At 37.6% G+C, this 21,055-nt stretch carries 18 protein-coding genes; 11 read left to right on the top strand and 7 right to left on the bottom strand.

Annotated elements, in window-relative coordinates; genetic code table 11:
- Positions 1–354: 354 nt before the first annotated feature.
- Entirely contained in the window at positions 355–1,794 is a 1,440-nt protein-coding gene (locus ACFQ0V_RS04440) for an aminotransferase-like domain-containing protein (RefSeq protein WP_381010199.1), read from the bottom strand.
- 103 nt (positions 1,795–1,897) lie between these two features.
- Between ACFQ0V_RS04440 and ACFQ0V_RS04445 the strand changes: the two genes are divergently transcribed.
- Both ACFQ0V_RS04445 and ACFQ0V_RS04450 read left to right on the top strand, forming a co-directional pair.
- Positions 1,898–2,500, top strand: a complete 603-nt coding sequence (locus ACFQ0V_RS04445) for a LysE/ArgO family amino acid transporter (protein ID WP_381010201.1) — start codon at positions 1,898–1,900, stop codon at positions 2,498–2,500.
- A 37-nt stretch (positions 2,501–2,537) separates the two neighbouring features.
- Entirely contained in the window at positions 2,538–3,029 is a 492-nt protein-coding gene (locus tag ACFQ0V_RS04450; RefSeq protein ID WP_381010204.1) for a GNAT family N-acetyltransferase, read from the top strand.
- Positions 3,030–3,741: 712 nt separating this feature from the next.
- Here the strand turns inward: ACFQ0V_RS04450 and ACFQ0V_RS04455 are convergent.
- On the bottom strand, positions 3,742–4,482 hold the full coding sequence (locus ACFQ0V_RS04455) for an ATP-binding protein (RefSeq protein ID WP_381010346.1): 741 nt from the start codon (positions 4,480–4,482) through the stop codon (positions 3,742–3,744).
- Positions 4,483–4,646: 164 nt separating this feature from the next.
- On the opposite strand from ACFQ0V_RS04455, the gene ACFQ0V_RS04460 reads away from it, so the two are divergent.
- On the top strand, positions 4,647–4,988 hold the full coding sequence (locus ACFQ0V_RS04460; protein WP_381010207.1) for a hypothetical protein: 342 nt from the start codon (positions 4,647–4,649) through the stop codon (positions 4,986–4,988).
- 291 nt (positions 4,989–5,279) lie between these two features.
- Here the strand turns inward: ACFQ0V_RS04460 and ACFQ0V_RS04465 are convergent, their stop codons facing one another.
- The 3 genes from ACFQ0V_RS04465 to ACFQ0V_RS04475 form a co-directional block, all read right to left on the bottom strand.
- Positions 5,280–6,014, bottom strand: coding sequence for a glucose 1-dehydrogenase (locus ACFQ0V_RS04465; protein WP_381010209.1), 735 nt, complete (start codon positions 6,012–6,014; stop codon positions 5,280–5,282).
- Positions 6,015–6,087: 73 nt separating this feature from the next.
- On the bottom strand, positions 6,088–6,720 hold the full coding sequence (locus ACFQ0V_RS04470) for a TetR/AcrR family transcriptional regulator (protein ID WP_381010212.1): 633 nt from the start codon (positions 6,718–6,720) through the stop codon (positions 6,088–6,090).
- A 69-nt stretch (positions 6,721–6,789) separates the two neighbouring features.
- Entirely contained in the window at positions 6,790–7,551 is a 762-nt protein-coding gene (locus tag ACFQ0V_RS04475; protein WP_381010214.1) for a glucose 1-dehydrogenase, read from the bottom strand.
- A gap of 1,073 nt (positions 7,552–8,624) precedes the next feature.
- On the opposite strand from ACFQ0V_RS04475, the gene ACFQ0V_RS04480 reads away from it, so the two are divergent.
- The 5 genes from ACFQ0V_RS04480 (at position 8,625) to ACFQ0V_RS04500 (ending at position 17,115) form a co-directional block, all read left to right on the top strand.
- Entirely contained in the window at positions 8,625–11,378 is a 2,754-nt protein-coding gene (locus tag ACFQ0V_RS04480) for a type I restriction endonuclease subunit R (protein ID WP_381010349.1), read from the top strand.
- A gap of 78 nt (positions 11,379–11,456) precedes the next feature.
- Positions 11,457–13,010, top strand: a complete 1,554-nt coding sequence (locus tag ACFQ0V_RS04485) for a type I restriction-modification system subunit M (RefSeq protein ID WP_381010217.1) — start codon at positions 11,457–11,459, stop codon at positions 13,008–13,010.
- A 3-nt stretch (positions 13,011–13,013) separates the two neighbouring features.
- The gene (locus tag ACFQ0V_RS04490; protein ID WP_381010220.1) at positions 13,014–14,240 is read left to right on the top strand and encodes a restriction endonuclease subunit S; all 1,227 of its coding nucleotides are present in this window, start codon (positions 13,014–13,016) and stop codon (positions 14,238–14,240) included.
- Positions 14,241–14,423: 183 nt separating this feature from the next.
- Positions 14,424–16,448: a DUF262 domain-containing protein gene (locus ACFQ0V_RS04495; protein WP_381010223.1), complete on the top strand. Its 2,025-nt coding sequence runs from the start codon at positions 14,424–14,426 to the stop codon at positions 16,446–16,448.
- 139 nt (positions 16,449–16,587) lie between these two features.
- On the top strand, positions 16,588–17,115 hold the full coding sequence (locus ACFQ0V_RS04500) for a hypothetical protein (protein ID WP_381010226.1): 528 nt from the start codon (positions 16,588–16,590) through the stop codon (positions 17,113–17,115).
- Positions 17,116–17,145: 30 nt separating this feature from the next.
- Here the strand turns inward: ACFQ0V_RS04500 and ACFQ0V_RS04505 are convergent, their stop codons facing one another.
- Positions 17,146–18,108, bottom strand: coding sequence for an Rpn family recombination-promoting nuclease/putative transposase (locus ACFQ0V_RS04505; protein WP_381010228.1), 963 nt, complete (start codon positions 18,106–18,108; stop codon positions 17,146–17,148).
- 275 nt (positions 18,109–18,383) lie between these two features.
- Here ACFQ0V_RS04505 and ACFQ0V_RS04510 point away from each other — a divergent pair, with 275 nt between their 5' ends.
- A complete protein-coding gene (locus tag ACFQ0V_RS04510) occupies positions 18,384–18,806 on the top strand; it encodes an NEAT domain-containing protein (RefSeq protein ID WP_381010229.1) in 423 nt (140 codons plus the stop codon).
- Positions 18,807–18,825: 19 nt separating this feature from the next.
- On the opposite strand, the gene ACFQ0V_RS04515 is transcribed toward ACFQ0V_RS04510, so the two are convergent.
- Entirely contained in the window at positions 18,826–19,224 is a 399-nt protein-coding gene (locus ACFQ0V_RS04515) for a PH domain-containing protein (RefSeq protein ID WP_381010230.1), read from the bottom strand.
- A gap of 426 nt (positions 19,225–19,650) precedes the next feature.
- Between ACFQ0V_RS04515 and ACFQ0V_RS04520 the strand changes: the two genes are divergently transcribed.
- Both ACFQ0V_RS04520 and ACFQ0V_RS04525 read left to right on the top strand, forming a co-directional pair.
- A complete protein-coding gene (locus tag ACFQ0V_RS04520; protein WP_381010233.1) occupies positions 19,651–20,079 on the top strand; it encodes a hypothetical protein in 429 nt (142 codons plus the stop codon).
- 578 nt (positions 20,080–20,657) lie between these two features.
- Positions 20,658–21,011, top strand: a complete 354-nt coding sequence (locus tag ACFQ0V_RS04525; RefSeq protein ID WP_381010236.1) for a hypothetical protein — start codon at positions 20,658–20,660, stop codon at positions 21,009–21,011.
- Positions 21,012–21,055: the final 44 nt, after the last annotated feature.

A 21,055-nucleotide genomic window follows, 5' to 3' on the forward strand; every position in this document is an offset into this window, starting at 1 on the left:
ACTGATTCATAGGGAAGACCTCTTTTCTAGGATTGGTTATGATGACTTAATTCTACCAAGAAAGGGGCTTCTTTTTTCTATGGAATTTTCTATTTACACAAAATATTTTATACTCTCGTCTTTTTAATTTGAATTTCAATTTATTGTAATATTTCTTATCAAAAAATAATAATTGATTCGAGCGATAAATGGAGTTTTTGGAGCTATATGTTTTAGGGTATTTTATTAAAATAAAAGTGTTTGTTAAAATGAAGCTAGAGGAAGAACCCCAGTTACCGTTTTGATAGGGGATCCGATTCTACTGAAGGAAAGCTTACCAGTCACGGTTATGATTTGTGAGCTTTCCTTCATTTTTTATGATATCTCAGCTAAGAGTAGTTTTTTAATCATTTTCGCTAGTAGTTGGAGTCCTTTTTCCATCTGCTCAAAAGATGCATAAGCATAGGACAAGCGTAAATGATGAAAATCGTTTGGTTGATAAATGTATCCAGGGTTAATGAGGATTTTATGCTCTAATACCGCAAGGAATAACGCTTTTGTAATGACAGGTTGCTCAAATCGGACCCATATATAAAAGCCACCTATAGGGGTTTCCCAAGTCGCAATATCTTTGAAATCGCACTCCAGCAGCTGCTCCATATAGCGAGCACGTTGTTGTAACGATACTTTTAGGTTTTTTAGATGCTGATCGTATAAGCCTGATGTTAGCCAATGCGTGACAACAGCTTGGGAAAGGGCACTCGACCCGTAATCTGTCTGCATTTTAATATCTGCTAAACGTTGAATGACTGTTTTTGGACCAACTACCCAGCCAATTCGAAGGCCAGGACTGATCGTTTTAGAAACACTACCTGTATATAATACATGACCAGTTGTATCGAGCGTTTTTATTGGCAGCTCATTCGATTCCTCAAACTGTAATTCCCCGTAAACATCATCTTCAAGAATCGGAATCGAAAGTTTTTTACACGCTTCATAAATCGATACTTTATCTGTTTGCGACCAATTGCGTCCTGTGGGATTATCGAGCGTAGGGATGCTATAAACGATAGCCGGTCGATTTTTCTTTGTACGTTGTAATGCTTCAACTATATTTGACTGTAAATCAAGATCCACCATTTGCATACCCGCAGATTGAAATGGATGGATTGAGTTTAAATAGGACGCCGGTTGCTGGAAAACGAGCGATCCTCTTTCAAGCAGTCCAAGTGCAATGAGTTGAAAGGCTTGAAGTGCACCTGAGACGATTAAAATATTATCGGGCGTAGTATCGATATCACGCTTATGTAGATGGTTACAAAGGCTTTCACGTAGCGCTAAATGACCCTGTGGCTCAGAATAACCAATCGCTCTTGATGGCAGTTTTATGAGTTTAAGAGAGTCTTCCAGTTGTTTTGTAGGTAATAGTTCTGGTGCCAGTTCACCTGTTCCTAAACGAATGATGTCTTCACGTTGCTCGTAATCATTAATGAGCTGAATTGTCTCGATGTTCGGTTTATGAATACTGGCATTAATATGCTGCTGCCATTTCGGGTGTACTAAAAGGTGCGGCCACGGGTTTTCTGCAATAAATGTACCAGCACCGACGCGCGTTTCTAGTAATCCATTTGCTTTTAATTCCTCCATAGCGGTATTAATGGTGCTTCGGTTTACCTCAAATTGTAACGCTAATGCACGCTGTGTAGGGCATTTCATGCCAGGCAAGAAATCCCCACAGGCAATACGTTCTGTAAACCAATCGATAATTTGCTGGTGATACGTTTTATATTGTTGTTTAACCGGCTTCCAATCCATTACGTTGCTCCTTATTTAAATTGGTTGGGTGAAAATCCAACCAATTGGTCGTTTTCTATTAGTATAACGTGCGTTATTGTAAAAAGGAATTGGAGTGAATGAAATGGAAACGATTTTACATGGCGTATTGTTAGCGTTTGGCTTGATCTTACCTTTAGGTGTACAAAACGTCTTTATTTTTACGCAAGGAGCCACACAGCCGTCACTTATGCGTGCTTTACCAGCGACACTTACAGCTGCATTTTGTGATACAGTGCTCATTTTATTATCGGTATGGGGCTTATCGCTCATCATTATGCAAGTAGAGGCATTACGTACGATATTAATGGTTGCAGGCGTTTTATTTTTATTTTATATGAGCATCACGATTTGGCGTTCTGTCCCGTCAAGTGTAAACGAAGGTGAAGCGATGCCTGCGAAAAAGCAAATTTTGTTTGCCTGCTCGGTGTCCTTGTTAAATCCGCACGCACTTTTAGATATTGTTGGGGTAATTGGAACAAGTGCGTTAAAGTATAATGGCTTTGCATTGGTGTTATTTACAGCAAGCTGTATTATCGTGTCATGGATTTGGTTTTTTGGCCTCATGTTTATCGGTTCACATATTAGGCACTTTGGTAATCAAACAACGATTATGACATTGTTTAATAAAAGCTCAGCAATCTTTATTTTTGCGATGGCGATTTACTTAGGGCTTGGAATACTGTGAAATGAGTAAATAATTGAAAGAAAAGGGAGTGTTTTTATTGAAGATTGAAACTAATATTAAACCCATTGAAGCTATTAAGGTAATCCACCAAGCGTTTAAGCGTTATGAAACAGACCCACAACCTTCAAGCGCCTTAAGTGAAACAGAAAACACAATTCAAAATGAGTTAAATCAAGGGACAGAACTTTTCGGGGTATGCGATAATAATAAATTAATAGGAATTGTAAAATGCGTGTTAAATAATGAATATATTTATTTTTCAAGATTATCTGTATTGCCTCAAAATCAAGGAAAAGGCATAGCCACAAGTTTGGTCAAGCATTTAGAAGACTACGCCATGCAAAACAATGTATTTACCTCAAAATGCAAAGTTCGAAAAAGTGAAAAATATAATATAGCTCTTTACTTAAAATTAGGATATGACATCGTGAAAGAAGAAATGATTGTAAATAAAAATGGCGATGAAATTCCAACATTAACTATGAGTAAAAATTTAAATCCAAAAGTAGTTGAAGTATTAAACACATAATATCTTCATCGTCGAATTGTAAGTAACTTGCTTTTCGAATTGCTTCGATTGGCATACGGTTTCTGGCTGACGATTCTGTAAAACGGCGATAATTTTAATTGTGACAAAATCATAAATAATCGTCCCATAAGTATGTCCTTTACGCTAGGTAAACTCATCAAGTCCTATTACGGTTGAAATCGCTCGTGGTGTGACGTTTGTTTGATAAATACGTAATAACGTATCATGGCTGACAGATAGGTTGCGGATAGATTGTAGTATGACAACACAAGTTTGTTGCTGTTAAACGAATGGTAACGATTGAAGCTGTTACTAAGTACTGCGGAGCGTTTGGACTAGCCGTACTCACTATTTTCTTATGATTTTAAGAATTTATATCTTAAAACAGAAAAAATCCTCCTTAACCGTTTGGATAAGGAGGATGTATTGCTACTAAAAGCTATTTGCAGGGCGGCAATCCTGATCTCTAGTAACTTATCGCAAGGAGAAGCGCGTGGGGAACCTTTCCCACCTCAAATAGCTTTTAAAAAGCAGTCTTTTTAGCATTCTAAATTGATTGAGATGAATCATTCACTTGATATTTTGTTGAAGGACCATTTCCGATACGGATAATACGCTTCTTCTCGAGTAAATCTTCAATCATTTTACGGACAGTGGCTTTACTTTTATTTAAATAAGTTTCGAGCTCTTTTGTAGTAAATTCAGGATTGTCTTATAACCATTCATTCAACAGATTGTCTTCAGAAGTAGGTGTTTCGATCGTTTGCTTCGGTAACGTAACAACAAATGCATTCGGCCCCACTGTCCAAAATGGTTGCAAGGTACTTTGTTTGTAGCTTTCTTTCATACGTTGTAAGCCCGTACCGTAACTTTCAATCCATTTTAGGCGATAGAACACATTGGCAAGTTTGGGATTACGACTTTGCGATATACCTAGTTCGATATCTTCTAATGTTAAGCCCTTCACTAATCCACCAACTGAAACGATTTCTAATCGATTTTGGAACAGATGAATTAATATACTCCTACTAAAGCTATAATCTCGGTGCGTTGCAGCATTGATTAATGCTTCACGTAAGGCGTACGATGGAAAGCTTTCTTGTTCAATCCGTTGTAATCCCTCAAAGTGTGCAGACTTGGCATTGTAAAGGCTTAAATATTCAAAGGCTACCTCTACTTGTGTCAAAATTGAGCCGTTAAATTCCTTACGATCTTGGAAATTGAGCTTATCATTGCCTAAATAACGTGCACATTTAATCGTATGCTCGCATTGGTCAGAGAACAGTAGCCCTAAGTTCGTATAATAGCCATCTTCTGTGATTAGCCCAAGTGTACGTTGTTGCTCTGCTCCAAATTTTAAGCCCTGTTTTTCAAATACCGCTGTGGCTTCTTTGAATGTTAACTCTTGTTGTAAACTACGCATCGTTTCAAAGTTCGTTCCGTTTGATTCCATTATGACCACACCTATCGATTACTTATATAGAATCAATAAAAGCAACTTCCCATATTTTGCAGTGAAACGTGCATGTATGCTAGTATCAAACAAAAGATTGCTCAGAATGACTAAATTTCTTTGGACACAGGCGCTTATTAAAACAGGGAAAGGTGGTATTTTGCATGGTAATAGTACAGCAGCTTGAGCAAGAAGTATTGAAAGAACAACAATTATTACAGACTGCCACAACTTATCGTCAGCAAACAGTCGAACTAGCTTTACAAGTAGTAAGGAAGGCACAAAATACAGTGCTATTTTGCACGAAAGCCGGGTCACAGGTAGCGGTTTCAAAGATGTTACCGTCAGCTGATCACGACCGCCAATTAGACGTAGCTAAAATGCTACATGTACTGTATATACAAATAAACAATCAACAACAGTACTCGGTCGAAATGCAGCAGGAGCTTGCTGCACGAACCGGCAAACTAGACCGGGACGCGCCAGCGCGAAATTTGAGTGTGTAGGAAAGGGCTAGCTTTTTCCTACACACTCAAATCAACACTTCGAACAAGTACAATTGAATACACAGGTGATGAGCTACCTTGAATGGGTGAATGGTCATTTACACAAAATTATTGACAGTACCCTCACTCCCTTTACTCATCTACGTAACAATCATGAAAATGTTTCATAATATTTCCTTTTTATCATATCCCTTTGTAATATGAACGAAATGTGACGTGAGAATCGTCCCCTTGTCTATATTTATTCTAAAAAATCCCCTCCAAGTAAATAACCTCGGAGGGGATTTTAAATTACATCGCTGTAATACCACCATCTACTACGAATTCTGAGCCTGTTGAATAGCTTGATTCGTCAGATGCTAAGTAAACTACTAATTGAGAAACTTCCTCTGGCTGAGAAACGCGTTTTAATGGAATCTGTTTTGCAAACTCTTCAATTGCTGCTTTAGCATCCTCTTGCATAATCATTGGTGTCGCGATTACGCCTGGGTGTACTGAGTTTACACGGATGCCCATGTGAGCTAAGTTTAGTGCAGCTGCTTTCGTCATACCGCGAACTGCGAATTTCGTATCTGTATAACCAATTGCACCACCAACTAAACCGTTGATAGATGAAATGTTCACAATTGAACCGCCGCCCGCTTTTTGCATTGAACCAGCTACAGCTTTCATTCCTAAAAATACCGATACTTGGTTGATGTTAACAATTTTCATATAATCATCTAATGACATTTCAAGCATAAATTTATTTAAAGAAATACCCGCATTATTCACTAATACGTTCACTGGACCGAATGCTTCTTCCGCTTTCGCAACAACATCCGCCCAACCTTGCTCACTTGTTACATCATGCTTAATGAATAGTGCATTTTCGCCAAGCTCTGCCGCTAATGCTGCACCTTTTTCTTCATTTAAATCCGTTAGAACAACTTTTGCACCTTGCTTAATAAATTCAGTTGCGTGTGTTGCTCCCATACCTTGAGCTGCACCTGTGATAATTGCTACTTTTCCTTCTAAACGTGCCATGAAATAGCCCTCCTAAAATATGATAGTCAACTATCATTTAATAATTTTACTTTATCAATGATTTATTTTACGGTCAATTATTTGCTCTCAAGTGAGCCATAAATACATCCTTTAATAGTATGACCTGCTGAGAAGAATTTAAGTCTAGAGGTAAGGACGGATCATGCTTAGTTAACTTACTTTCCGATGCGAAATGGCTAATATTTTGCACAATCGTAAATAAGTAAAAACTGAGATCCACCCCAGAGCGAATCGAACCATCTTGCTGACCACGTGTCGCAATGGCTAATAACAATTCAGAAAACCTTTTGCGAATCGAAACGTAATGCTGATACTCTTCACTTTCTACTTCCATCGGTCTATATGCTTCGATCGATCTTACAAAACGAACAAATTGCTGCTCTGGCTCTTCCACTATATCTACGTAATAACCAAGCACTCGCTCAATTTCTTCATACGCATTTACCGCTCCTTTAATCCGATGTTCAATGTCCGCAAGCATCTGCTCCACAATTTGATTATTGACCGCAATGATCAACAACTCTTTATTCGGAAAAGAGCGATAAAACGTAGCGATTCCAATACCTGCAGCATCCGCCACATCTTGAAGCTGCAATTCCTGTATCCCTTTTTCTAAAATCATTGCTTTAGCGACCTCAATAATCGTATTGCGGCGTTCCTGCTTTTGTTGCTCTCTTTTATTCACATTTGTTCTCCTTCATAATTAATTGCTTTCATTGTATCAAATGCAAAGGTTACAAAGGATTTCAATAAATTAGTAAGCACTCCAACCTGAATCTGCCGCTAACACAACACCATTCACGTAAGAAGACTCTTCGCTCGCCAAGAAAAGAGCAATGTTCGCAATTTCAATTGGCTCTGCTGGACGGTTCATCGTCGCTACTCCTCTTGTCGATTGCTTTAAGCCAAATTGATCCCAGCCGTCAATGCTTGTTGTTAAGCCTGTATTCACTTGTGCTGGTGCAATGGCATTACAACGGATGCCAAACTCTCCGTAATGAGAGCCAATATTTTTTGTCATTCCTGTCACTGCGTGTTTTGCAGCCGTATAAGTTAAGCCACCGCGGCCACCTGTTACACCCGCCATTGAAGATAAGTTAATGATGATACCCGATTTTTGCTCCATGTAAATTGGTAATACCTTACGAGATGCACGCATAATTCCACCAACATTGATATCCATTACTCGGTTCCAAATATCATCCTCTACATTGTGAGCTGCTTGCATTAAATCAAGTACGCCCGCACAGTTAACTAAAATATCTACACGGCCAAAAGTTGCAATTGTTTCATCAACCATTTTATTTATATCTTCTTCTACAGCCACATTTACTTTTACTCCGTGTGCAGCGTAGCCTTTTTCTTTAAATTCATTTACAGATGCCTCAAGTGCTTCCCCATTGAAGTCTGCTAGTACTACTTTCGCCCCTTCTTCCGCAAAGCGAGTCGCAATTTGTTTCCCAATCCCATTCGCTCCACCTGTAATTATTGCAATTTTATTGTCTAAACGTGTCATTTCTATTACCTCCTAATTGTTAACTTACCTTCATCGTAAACGCTTAAACTTAATTGTGCAACTAAAACGATAGACGTCTATCATTTTTTTACGATTGGACCGTTGGACGCTATTGCCATCGTTTAGCAAAACGTATTATCTTCAATAAAAGCAATAAACAACACTTAAATTACTTCTATATTTTGCATTTACACTACTTCAATGATTTTGTTGCCATGCTCTCTTTCATTCAAGCTTTAATACTTCTGCAAAATAGTTTTTCTCATGGACTTAAACCTTATATGTATAGGCATTAAAAGAGGCGTTTCGCTTCAACGCTTAGTCGAACATAAAGATGTCACAATTTTGGAAGTCAAATCAGTCGCACTTAGAAATTTTTCTATGATAATATTAATGTACAACTACGAATAGAAAAGGAGCCTTACTATGCCTCGTTGGTTGTATATAGCAACTGAAAAGTGAGCCAATTATTACATGAGCCAGTGAGCCACTTTGAAAATCTTGTCTTCCTAAAAAAGACAAGTCGGCTTTATATGGAGCGGCGAGCATGATACCTTGCTGGAGCATTAAATCCCTAATCTAATGCCATTTAAGGGTGAATCATGCTCGCAGAGGCTCCATGTCAAGCCAAGAATCAAACAAACTGCTTCCGCTATCTTGTACACTGGAAAAGTACCCGCGTTAAATTGCGAAGTGGCTCAAAATTCAATTGCGAAATACACTACATTGTCGAACATGTAAAAAGTAGTGAAGGTCATCGTAAATTGTAAAATAACCACGAAAGTCCAATAATCGTAGAAACAAAAGAAATCGGCATACTCAAATATGAGGTGCCGATTTTTTTATTATGAAAACATGACATGAATGAGTACAGAAGGTCTAGTATGATGATTATAATCAATCTTAAGCACTGTAATTTCCTAATTTCTTATTATAATAATCCGACTGATTATCCAGAAAAAGTAATGGTTTATTTGATGAAAACCATTTTTGGCGGTAGAATACCTATAATAAGTGGTTTTTGGTCGTATTTTACATATAAGTAAAGTTTGAAGTGTAAGGGGGGACTTATGATGGGGTACCAGTCTGAAGCACAGTTAGAAAATGAATTAGTCAAACGATTGCAAGATCAAGGGTATGAAGCGGTTCACCTCAAAGATTACAATGACGTGCTTGCCAACTTTCGTGCACAACTCAATAAATTTAATGAGTCAAAGTTACTCGGGAAGCCGTTAACTGATCAAGAGTTTAAACGAGTTCTTGTAGAAATTGAAGGAAAGAGCATTTATGAATCAGCTAAAATTTTGCGTGATAAGCTCCTTATTGAACGTGAAGATGACAATCATGTTTATTTAGAGTTGATGAACACGCGAAATTGGGAAGATAATTTATTTCAAGTGACAACACAAACGACGATGGTAGGGAAGTATGAGAATCGTTATGACGTTACGATTTTGATAAATGGCTTACCGATTGTACAAATCGAATTGAAGCGTAGAGGGCTCGATTTTAAAGAAGCTTTTAATCAAATTCAACGATATCGTCGTCACTCTTTCCAAGGTCTTTATCACTTCTTACAGATCTTCGTCATTAGTAATGGAGTCGATACGAAATACTTCTCTAACTCAGACTATGACATTCAATTCGGTTTCACATTTTTCTGGTCAGATGAAGAAAATAATCTCATTACGGACTTACATGAGTTTACAAAAACATTTTTACAGCCGAATCATTTAGCGAAAATGATTAGTCGTTACATGGTCATCAATGATACAGACAAGGCATTAATGGTTATGCGCCCTTATCAAGTGTACGCTGTTGAAGCATTGGTGAAACGAGCGAATGAAACTGATAAGAACGGTTATATTTGGCATACGACAGGATCAGGGAAAACGTTAACTTCATTTAAAGCAGGACAAATTTTGGCGAATGAAGAAAGCGTTAAAAAAGTGTTCTTTCTCGTTGACCGCCAAGATTTAGATAGCCAAACGACGGCAGAGTTTAATAAGTTTGAAAAAGGTTCGGTCGATCGTACCGATAATACAGACGCTTTAATTAAACAAATTAAAAATCCGATGAAACGATTTATCGTTACGACAATTCAGAAGATGAGTAATGCGGTAAAAAATCCGAATTATGAGCAAGTAATGGCTCCTTACCGAGAAGAACGCGTCATCTTTATTATTGATGAATGTCATCGCAGTCAATTTGGAGATATGCGCAAAGATATTGACCATCATTTCCAAAATGCGCAATACTTCGGATTTACAGGTACTCCACGCTTTGAAGAAAATAAAAGCCAAGATGGTCGAACGACTGCTGATTTATTTGAGAAATGTTTGCATCATTACTTAATCAAAGATGCGATACGAGATGGGAACGTACTCGGTTTCTCCGTTGAATACATTCGCACGATTCAAACGAGCGTAGACGAGAATGATGACACGAAAGTAGAAGCGATTGATAAGGAAGAAGTACTTCAACATCCAGCGCGCTTAAATATGATCACTGATCACATCATTGATAACCATACACGTCGTTCCAAAAGTAAAGGGTATTGTGGCATCTTTGCGGTCGATTCGATTCAATCGTTAATAAACTATTATGATTTCTTTAAGTCGAAAGATCATTCGTTAAAAATTGCAGGCATTTATTCTTTCGGAGCGAATGAAGAAAGCGACGGTACAGCAGAACATTCACGAGAAGCATTAGACCGTATGATTGCAGACTACAATGAAATGTTTGGCACAGACTATTCGACAGATACGTGGGATCGTTACTTTGCGAGCGTTTCTAAAAAAATGAAACAAGCGCAAATCGATATATTGCTCGTCGTCAATATGTTTTTAACGGGCTTTGATAGTAAGCCGCTCAATACGTTGTATGTCGATAAAAACTTGCAATATCACAATTTATTACAAGCGTATAGCCGTACGAATCGTGTGGAAAAAGCGACAAAGCCTTACGGAAATATCGTTTGTTATCGTAATTTGAAAGAACAGACAGATGCGACGATTCGTCTCTTTTCTCAAACAGATTCAGTCGATGACGTGCTTATGCAAAGCTATGATGTTTACTTAGAGAAGTTTCAAGAAGCATTACAAGAGCTCAAAGCTATTGCAACCATTCCGGCAGATGTCGATGCCCTTCAAACGGAAGAAGAGCAGCGGGAATTTATTATCGCATTCAAAAACGTGACGAAGATGTTGCAGCGTCTACAATCGTTTTCTGACTTTGAATTCAATGAAGACGAGTTGCAAATTGCCGAGCAAACATATGAAGACTACAAAAGTAAATATTTTAAAATTCATGACACATTGAAAAAAGAAGATCCACGTAAAGAGTCTATTTTACAAGACATTGATTTCGAACTTGAACTTATGCATACAGATCGAATTAATGTTAGCTATATTATGAATTTAATCGCGCAGTTGACGATGGATGATGAAAAAACACGCGAGCAAGAAATTAAATTAATTAAACAAGAACTAGACCATGCCTCTGATAAAAAATTACGTCTGAAAGTCGAACTCATCTACAACTTCTTAGATCAAGTCGTTCCACAGTTAAATGAGAGCGATTCGATTATTGATGCTTACAATAAATACGAAGAAGAAGTACAAGAGCGTGAAATGACTACGTTTGCAGATGAAGTCGGTTTAGCGCAAGACGTATTGAAAGAACAAGTCGCGACATATGAATACGCGAATATTATTGAAGATAGCACCATTATGGACCGTTTGACAGGTTCCTTTTTAAAGAAAAATAAAGCGATTCAAGCGATTAAACGCTTTATATACGAACAAGCAGAGAAATATGGTGCTTAACAAAAGAGGGAGGTTTTCCCTCTTTTTATTATGGTATGATTTACGAGAGATTGAGATAGTATGAAGGAGTGTACAACGATGTCAACAAGTGAAAAACAACGCCAACAACAAGCAGAATTACATAAAAAGTTGTGGGCGATGGCGAACTATTTACGCGGACAAATGGATGCGTATGAATTTAAAGATTACATATTAGGATTAATCTTTTACCGTTACTTATCAGAAAAAGTAGAGTTTCGTGCGAATGTGTTATTGAAGGAAGATGAAATGACTTTCGCAGAAGCGTGGGAAGATGAAGACTATCATGAAGATTTGCGACAATATTTAATTGAAGAACTCGGATATGTCATTGAGCCAAAGTATTTATTTTCTTCGCTCATGAAAGAAATTGCAAGTGGTGATAAAGGGAATTTCGATATTGAAATGTTGCAAGAAGGAATTAAAGCAATTGAAGCGTCCACGATGGGAGCAGATAGCCAGGCAGATTTCGAAAACTTATTCGATGATATGGATTTAAACTCATCGAGATTAGGACGAACAGTGAAAGAGCGTTCAGAACTCATCGCAAAAGTTCTCGTCAGTATTGCAGACATCCCATTTTTACAAGATGATGTGGAGATTGACGTATTAGGGGATGCGTATGAATATATGATTTCGCAATTCGCAGCAAATGCGGGTAAAAAAGCGGGAGAATTTTATACCCCCCAACAAGTATCACGCATTTTAGCGAAAATTGTAACGGCAGGTAAAACTGAAATTCGAGACGTTTATGACGGCGCATGTGGATCAGGCTCGCTCCTACTCCGTGTCGGGCGAGAAGCGAAAGTATACAATTACTATGGACAAGAAAAAGTATCGACGACATACAACTTAGCACGTATGAATATGTTATTACATGATATTCCGTACCAACGATTTGATATTCGAAATGCAGATACGTTAGAAGAACCGCAGCATATCGGAAGAACATTCGAAGCGATTGTAGCGAATCCGCCATATAGCGCAAAATGGAGTAGTGACGATAAATTTAAAGACGATGAACGTTTCAGTCAGTACGCAAGACTCGCACCTAAATCACGTGCAGACTTTGCTTTCGTTCAGCATCATATTCATCATTTGGACGACAATGGTACATTTGCGGTCGTTTTACCGCACGGTGTCCTGTTCCGAGGAGCGGCAGAAGGTGTCATTCGGAAATACTTAATTGAAGATCAAAACTATTTAGATGCAGTTATCGGTTTACCTGCGAATATTTTCTTTGGAACGAGTATTCCGACATGTATTATCGTCTTCAAGAAAAATCGTAAACGAGACGACAATGTAATATTCATTGATGCTTCTAATGAATTTGAAAAAGGACGAAATCAAAACATCTTAGCGGACGAACACGTCGAAAAAATCGTCGCAACGTATAATAGCCGTGAAACGATCGATAAATATTCTTACGCAGCCACATTAGAAGAAATTCGTGAAAATGACTATAACTTAAACATTCCACGCTACGTCGACACGTTCGAGGAAGAAGAACCGATCGACTTAGACGAAGTAGCCAAACAACTCGAAGCGATTGACGAAGAAATGGCCAAAGTCGACGCAGAACTCGAACAATACTTCAAAGAGTTAGGAGTGTAAACAATGAACGTACCAAAGTTAAGGTTTAAAGGGTTTGAAGGTGAATGGGAAGATCATCAGTTAAAAAAAATACTATCTTTATTGAAAGATGGTACTCATGGTACGCATAAAGATGTATCAGAAGGGCCTTATCTTTTAAGTGCTAAAAATATTGTAAATGGTGAAATAAAAATTAGTGAGAATGATAGAAAAATATCTAATGAAGAATATAATTCTATTTATAAAAGTTATACACTTAAACAAGGAGATGTTTTATTATCTGTAGTTGGTACTATAGGAAGAACGGCTATAGTACATGACGAGAGCTTCATTGCCTTTCAGCGAAGTGTAGCCATACTAAGAGGAGAAAAGGTGACTTCAAAATATCTTTTATATCTTGTTCAGTCAGAAAGCTTTCAACATCAATTAAAAGTAAAACAAGTAGTATCTGCTCAGCCAGGAATTTATTTAGGAGATTTAGGAAAGATAAAAGTAAAGATACCTTGTATTGAGGAACAGAAAAGGATAGGAATATTTTTTGAAAAGTTAGATCAAAAAATTCAACTCCAACAAGAAAAAATTGATTTGCTACAAAAACAGAAAAAAGGATTTTTGCAAAAGATGTTCCCGAAAGCTGGAGAAACACAACCAGAGTTGAGGTTTGAAGGCTTTACAGGAGAGTGGATGAAAAAGAGCATGGATGAAATCGCTCCGCTAAGAGGAGGGTATGCTTTTAAAAGTAAGGAATTTCAAAGGTCTGGAATTCCTATTGTTCGTATTTCTAATATATTATCTAATGGAGAAGTAGGAGGAGATTTCGTTTACTATAAAGAGCAACAAAGTGATCAAAATTACATTTTACCACATAGCTCCGTTGTTTTAGCAATGTCAGGTGCAACAACAGGAAAAGTTGCTGTCATTAATAATTTAACAGAGCAAAAAGTTTATCAAAATCAACGAGTTGGATATTTTGTGCCTACTACAAAGGTTAATTATGATTTTGTTACAATCTTGGTTGAAACAAATTTATTTATTAACCAATTAAAAAAAGTTTTAGTTGCAGGAGCCCAACCTAACGTCTCCACTAAAGAAGTTAACAACTTTAAATTTAGAGTGCCGAAAGTAAAAGAAGAACAAATAAAGATAGGTCTTTTCTTTAAAGCTATGGATAACAAAATATCTTCTCAAGAACAGAAATTGTACTTTCTTCAACAACAAAAGGTAGGATTTTTACAACAGATGTTTGTCTAAGTAAATTATTTTATAAGGCACCTTATCGAGGTGTCTTTTTATTATATTTAGTTCCCGTTAAGAAGTTTACTTTAATCATCACTTCTTACTTGCTCAAAACAGTTTGCAAGCCCTGAATGAGTTAGATACAATAAAAGGTAATATTATGATAAACTATCGGGTTATGGAAGGTAAGGTGGGCGTATGGATGCTGGAACAGTGAAGTTGTTGGAGTTTTTGTCGCCGAGGAAGTCTGTCTTTCGAATACCTGTCTATCAAAGAAGGTATGAGTGGACGGAAGAGCAAGTTGATCAGTTCTTTTATGACATTGAGCGGCTTGCGTTGAATCAACAGTTACAAGGACACTTCATGGGAACCGTCGTTTTTGTGAAGTCTTCATTTCCCGGCATGGGAAGTGATTATATTATTATCGATGGTCAGCAGCGCATTACGACGGCTTTTTTATTGTTGAAAGCGTTGTTCGATTCAATTGAAGATGAGCACACTTGTATCGATATTCAAGATTCTTATTTTGAAAATCAAAATGTAGAAGATGCGTATAAGTACAAATTAATATCAGTTGAAGAGGATCGACGAGATTTTATTAATTTGTTGGTACATCGTCAATCCGACCGACCGTCTAAAATACAGATGAATTATAAGCGTCTTCTTTATTTAATTCAACACTCTCAGGCGAGTAGTGAAGAAATTTATGAAGCGTTGCAAAAAATTCGAATTGTCTATATTGAGTTAGAACAGGGAAGAAAAGAAGAGAATCCACAAGTGATATTTGAGAGTTTAAACTCTACAGGATTATCATTGACAGAGTCGGATTTAATACGTAATTATTTGTTGATGAATGAGCAACCAGAAAAGCAAGAACATCTATATAAAAATTATTGGTTACATATCGAGGAACGTTTAACGAATGCGAAGATTTCAGATTTCATTCGTGATTATTTGACGATGAAAACGGGACAAATCCCGAATAAAAATAAAGTGTATCAAAGCTTTAAAGCATATATGGCAGAGGTAGGGATTTCTAGTGCGGATATACTGAATGATCTTCTCGTATTCTCTAATTATTATCGTCAGCTGTTGAATGCAGAACACAAAAACAAACGAGCACAAAATTATCTCTCCATCATCATTGATTTGAAATCAACGGTTACGTATCCATATTTATTGAGATTGTTTCATGAATATGAACAGGGAAATATTCAAGAGGAACAATTTTTAAATGTTTTGAAGTTGATCAACAGTTATTTAATTCGACGGGCGATTGTGAGCTATCCGACAAGTTCTTTAAATAAAGTATTTAGTGCACTCGGTAAAGAAGCGGAAAAAGTGAAAGAACAAAAATCAGAGTTAGAAGCGGTCGCTGCTTATTTATACACGCGTACAGGAAAAGCAGTATTTCCACGTGATGAAATTGTGAAAGAAAGTGTATTAAATAGCGATATGTATAATCGCAATACTCGTCTCGTGAAGTTGATCTTAACTCAAATTGAACGAGAGTCACATAAAGAAGTGATTGAATTTGATGAGGTGACGGTGGAGCATATTATGCCACGTACGTTAACCCCGAGTTGGCGGGTTGAATTAGGAGATCGTGCGATAGATGATCATAAATTGTATGTGCATGTGTTAGGAAACTTGACGCTCACGAGTTATAATTCCGAGCTGTCGAACAAAACATTCGAAGAGAAATCAGCATATTATGAGAAGTCGAATATTCAACTCACTCGTGCTTGTGCACAGTATTCACAATGGAATAAAGAGTCGATTTTAAAACGAGGCCAACAGTTATATGAAAGTATTATTGCGATTTGGCCATGTGAGAGTGAACCGTATGATGATAAGAAAAATAAAGTGATTGAAGCAGATACGTATTATTCTGTTTTTGAATCTTTAAAAGTGACGGGAAAGAAACCGAAAAGTTTATGGGTTGAAGAACAAGAGTATAGCGTTTCGACTTGGCGAGAAGTGTTAGAAAAGTATTTAGCATGGTTAGCTGATTTTGATTTAGAACAATATCAGGCATTACCTAAACAAAAGGCATTTCAGAAATTATTGTCCTATGATGAGACGGTGCATCGTCAACCGATTGAGTGGTACGGCATTTATGTTGAAACGAATTTAAGTGCTCAATCGATCTACAACTTCGTCAGCTCACTCGCGGAATTTTACGACATGGAAGATTCGGTTTATTTACAGTTAAATACGTAAGTGCAAGGGATTCTCAGGTAGGTTACTGAGAATCTCTTTATTTTTTTAGTCAAGGTGGCAAAAGAGGGAGATTTTCACTTGTCGATTCGTTGTGATGGGAGTACTGTTGCATTATGAGTTCGTGAAAGGAGTGTTTTTTATGGTATATGCGCGTAATTTGCCGTTTGCGATGGACCTCGAGCGTTTGTATTGGATTGATGAGTGTGAGGAGAATGTCGATGATCTTTGTTTGCATGGGGATGTGGTCATTCGGATTGGGGATGTTGTGGTGAAGGAGACGGCGACGGTGAGTGCAGCGGGATTGCGGTTGTTGCGGTCGTTGTTTCACGATCATGTGGCGGGTGTGGGAGAGCAGTTGTTTCCGTGTTGTGGTCATACGATGTTGGCGGATCCGAAAGGGGAGACGGTTGAAATTCTCGGTTGTGAGGACGGGCTCGATTGGTCGGTGCATCATGACGGAGAGGGTGTGACGATTACGACGGATGAAGGGGTTCGTGTGACGTGTGCGTATGCGGATTATGAAACTGAAGTGCTTCGCTTCGCAAATGCGGTCGAATCCTTTTATGCGGAAGCGAAAGAACGCGTTCTGCCCGATGATCTGGTTGAACGAGCGGGATATGAGGCATTTTGGAAAGAGTGGAAGTCGTGTAAAAAGAGAGTGTGTTAAGTAGGAACACTCTCTTTTTGTACAGTGAAGTTAGGACGGTTCTTTTTCTATTAGTTTTTGAATTTTTTCCACTGGTAAGTTTAATAGTTTAGATACTTCTTGCATTGAGTAGCCTTGGTCTAAGATGCTTTGAGCCGCTTGGCGTAATCCGTTATCTTTCCCTTGTTTAAACCCTTTGTCCTTCCCTTTTTCAAACCCTTTCGTTTCAGCGTATTCGATTCTCGCTTCTTCATCTAAGATTGCTTTTAGTCGTGCGTCGTATGCCAGGATGGATTCAGGGGTTTGGCTCAATTCTTCCCATTTTTGAAAAGCTTGTTCTAAACGTGAATCTGTCATCGTTAACTCCTCCAATTCTTTATAAATGTCGTCGTAAACTTTTGATTTTCGATCATCTACCATACTTAACAAGAGTAACCAACGGACGAGAAGATCATCGAAAGGATTTAATTGATGCTCATACCAAAGCTTAATAAATTTTTTCATCTCAATGAAGTGAATTTCAAAGATATGGTTATTTTGGAAAAGAGGATGTTTCGTATCATGTTCGCATAGGTAGTATGAGCTGTGATAATTAGGTGTAGGAAGCAAGTCAAAGTCGCAAATATTAATCGTAATGGTCGGGTGTAAAAGGTGATATCCTTTACTGCGTTTCAGTTGTGATGCATATAATCGAGACCAGTAGTACAAAGTTCGCTGAATCATGTCGTTTTGATTCGCTAATTGCATCTCGATATTGATCAATTCATTCGCTTCATTGCGAACGACAATGTCCAAACGTGACTGTTTGTCTTCTTTGTATTCGCCACCAACTTCTTGAGCGATAAAAATAACATCTTCAATAGGTGAGCGTCGCGTTTTTCTTAAAATAGCATTTAGAAATACAATCGTCAGTTGTTTATTTTTTTCTGTACCGAATAATTGTTTGAAGGCATAATCAATTTTCAAGTCCATTAACTCATGCAACTGAATATTTCGTAATATTTTTTTGCTCATTCATTACCCCTCGTTGTTTACATATTATAACATATTTTAAAGTGACTCACTATTTAGAAGCGAGTATGACATTCATCGGATGAGAATGTTTGTTCTCATTCTAAGAAAGGTAGACTAAAAATTCAATACAAAAATGTACATTATTAAAAGATTGTTTCCAAAATTGAAAATTAGTATTTAAAATGAGAGGATTTACTTAAAATATTGGATTGGCATTTGGAAGCAAAAAGCTGTTGTTTCGTTATTGTTCCCTTTACACTGGAGAAAATGATGAAATGAAAGTGGGAATTGAGATGAAGGATTCGTATATTACAAGTGATCTTCCGAAGTTTGCGATTGATATTCAACCGTTGAAGGAGACGACGGATGAGCCGTCTATTATGTTGCAATATTTGTCGCAAGTCGCGATGGTCGAGCGTTATGAAGAGGGAATCGGCTTGTCGTTATTGTTGCAAAGCCAAGACGTGATTACAGGGTTTCAAGTGCAAAATGAAGCGGGAGAATGGGTTGAGGCGGTGGACCATCATATTAATGAAGAGATGAATCGCCGTGTGGAGTTGTTCCATTTAACGAAGCTCCCTCACACGTTACACGTGCGTGTGCAGTATGAAGTGCCGCATGAAGGAAGTACGTTTAAAGGAGACGAACCGCTTCGCCTCGTATTTGACGAAACGTCGATTCAAACGCTCGAAGCTTAAATAGCAACACTCCCCATCGCTAGTTTGCGGTAGGGAGTGTTTTTACGTTGTGTAATGTTTCTAAAAAGCGCTCCATTTCTTTCGGCGTGAGGACGATCGTATCGTACGTTCCACAGTGTATCGTTAGCTTCCCCCCATCTTCCGTCCAATCGGTCATCGTATCGAGCGGAATTTTTTGTTTAATAAATCCGCGGTGAATCGTGAGCGTCTCGTCTGTTAACGTATAGCCAGAACATAGTAAAAGCGAGAGTAAAAAGATGACGCTCAATATGCTGAATAAAATGCCGAGTGGATGCGTAGCGGAAATGAATTGATTGCCAATCGGTTCTTTGCCGAATGTGTAGGCAGTGATGAGCAATGCGAAATATCCCCATATGAAGAAGGTGAGGAGTTTTGATTGTTTCATTGAAAAATACATTGGTTGTCTTCCTTTTTTATTCTGTATTTCTACAGAAGTTGATAAGATTCACTTTAAGAACATCTGGTATTCTGTGGCGAAGAGTTAGCTACAATTATTTTGATTGATAAAGAAAATGTAACACTTCTCAATGAGGACGTAAAGTTGAAGATTACTCTTTCAAGAAAGGAGTTTGTTGACGGAGTATCTTAGGGGAATCATGATCTTATCGATTGTAGTTATTAAGAATCACAATTAGCTGATATTACTCAAAAGAATCTTTGAGATATTGATTTGATAATGAAGCAAAATATTTTAACAGTAACATGGGAGATACCTTACTCTTTGCAACAAATCTCTATCAGTCAGATTCTCTTGTGCGTCTTGACCTTTTTCTATAAAATGGTATATTTGTAGGGGAATACTGTTATATTGAGGAGTGATCTGTTGAATACTTTATTAGAATTTATCTCTCGTTTATTAGTTGTTGTTACTGTTGTTGCGACTATTCTAGTAGGAATATTTCTTTACAATGAATCGAAAAAGCCGTCCTTTGAAGAGGAGTTTGACCGTCTTGTCAAACATGTAGAGCTATCTGTTAGTAACTCAAACTACTCAGAGTACAAAATGAAAGAAATTTTGATGTCAAATACATATAATTTAACAGAAGAACAAGCATCTAAAGTTCTTTTTTATTCAAAAGTAGACTATAGAAAGGCTGCTGTTAATAATGCGAACTCTCTTTATCTTTCGGGCGAGAAAGAAGAAGAAATTTTTGAGATGTTAAGAGATAAAGAATCCTTGTATGGTGGTTTCCAAGAGTCCGACATCTACTACTTGAAAGAGAATCCTTACTTATGGAAAACTAAGGAGTGATTAATATGAGCAAGTATTACGTAGTTCGTATTGGTCGTCACCAAGGTATCTATCGCCCGGAGTTTGAGAGGGAGGGGGCGCCTTTTTATAGGAATTGATGATTTTACCTTTCGAAAAGCTATTTCCAAAGCGAGCCCTGTAATCCAACAAATGTATGACAGGTAGCACTTTATCTAAAATGCAAAGAAATAAGTCACAGATTATATCGCTACTCTTCTCCCCACTACGATTATTGGGTCTAGCCCTCAGAAAATAAACATCAACAGTTTCTTCAACTCGTTCTGAAAAAGAAATGTTCGCCTGTCAAACTCAAAAGCGAAGAATGCATATAAAGAGGGACAAACGATAGCTCAACTTGCTCGAACATTCGGATTGGATCTCCATACTGTCAAAAAATATTCATTTACACACTTAATCGCCAAGTCGTCAAGTGCGGAGAAAAGCAATCGACGATTATATCACACAATCACTTGAGTGGAAAAAAGAAGGTCATTCAGCGATGGCTATTTATCTTCATCTTCAACAGTTAGGATACGAAGGAGGATATGATGCGGTGAAAAAGGAAAGAAGGAAATAGAATGCTACAACCATGCAAACAGGTTTCTATTTCCAGACGAATGTTCATTGTTCTTTTATTGAACTCTCCTCTAAAAAAGTTTAAATCACTTGTTCAAAAGCTTCGTGATTCCATCAACGATCCTAAAGCAAAATTGTTTTCAAAGTGGAGACAAGACCAACTCTCTGACATCATTTCACCATTTTATCGTTATGCTCAGCGAATACGCAGTGACCTTCAAAGCGATTCAACATTCTCTCCTTACAGTAATGGAAGATTAGAAGGACAAATCAATCGTTTGAAAACAATTAAACGGATGATGTACGGAAGAGCAGAATTGAAATTGTTAGAAAAACAGATTCTCTATTGGATGTAGAGTTATGTTCAGAGAATATTATCAAATCTCCTTACAACACCATA

The organism is Savagea faecisuis (assembly GCF_042675605.1).
GTDB lineage: Bacteria > Bacillota > Bacilli > Bacillales_A > Planococcaceae > Savagea > Savagea faecisuis.

Coding starts and splice junctions, on each gene's coding strand:
- ACFQ0V_RS04440 (WP_381010199.1), bottom strand. CDS start 1,794: ATGGATTGGAAGCCGGTTAAACAACAATATAAAACGTATCACCAGCAA.
- ACFQ0V_RS04445 (WP_381010201.1), top strand. CDS start 1,898: ATGGAAACGATTTTACATGGCGTATTGTTAGCGTTTGGCTTGATCTTA.
- ACFQ0V_RS04455 (WP_381010346.1), bottom strand. CDS start 4,482: ATGGAATCAAACGGAACGAACTTTGAAACGATGCGTAGTTTACAACAA.
- ACFQ0V_RS04460 (WP_381010207.1), top strand. CDS start 4,647: ATGGTAATAGTACAGCAGCTTGAGCAAGAAGTATTGAAAGAACAACAA.
- ACFQ0V_RS04465 (WP_381010209.1), bottom strand. CDS start 6,014: ATGGCACGTTTAGAAGGAAAAGTAGCAATTATCACAGGTGCAGCTCAA.
- ACFQ0V_RS04475 (WP_381010214.1), bottom strand. CDS start 7,551: ATGACACGTTTAGACAATAAAATTGCAATAATTACAGGTGGAGCGAAT.
- ACFQ0V_RS04480 (WP_381010349.1), top strand. CDS start 8,625: ATGGGGTACCAGTCTGAAGCACAGTTAGAAAATGAATTAGTCAAACGA.
- ACFQ0V_RS04485 (WP_381010217.1), top strand. CDS start 11,457: ATGTCAACAAGTGAAAAACAACGCCAACAACAAGCAGAATTACATAAA.
- ACFQ0V_RS04490 (WP_381010220.1), top strand. CDS start 13,014: ATGAACGTACCAAAGTTAAGGTTTAAAGGGTTTGAAGGTGAATGGGAA.
- ACFQ0V_RS04495 (WP_381010223.1), top strand. CDS start 14,424: ATGGATGCTGGAACAGTGAAGTTGTTGGAGTTTTTGTCGCCGAGGAAG.
- ACFQ0V_RS04500 (WP_381010226.1), top strand. CDS start 16,588: ATGGTATATGCGCGTAATTTGCCGTTTGCGATGGACCTCGAGCGTTTG.
- ACFQ0V_RS04505 (WP_381010228.1), bottom strand. CDS start 18,108: ATGAGCAAAAAAATATTACGAAATATTCAGTTGCATGAGTTAATGGAC.
- ACFQ0V_RS04510 (WP_381010229.1), top strand. CDS start 18,384: ATGAAAGTGGGAATTGAGATGAAGGATTCGTATATTACAAGTGATCTT.
- ACFQ0V_RS04515 (WP_381010230.1), bottom strand. CDS start 19,224: ATGTATTTTTCAATGAAACAATCAAAACTCCTCACCTTCTTCATATGG.
- ACFQ0V_RS04525 (WP_381010236.1), top strand. CDS start 20,658: ATGCTACAACCATGCAAACAGGTTTCTATTTCCAGACGAATGTTCATT.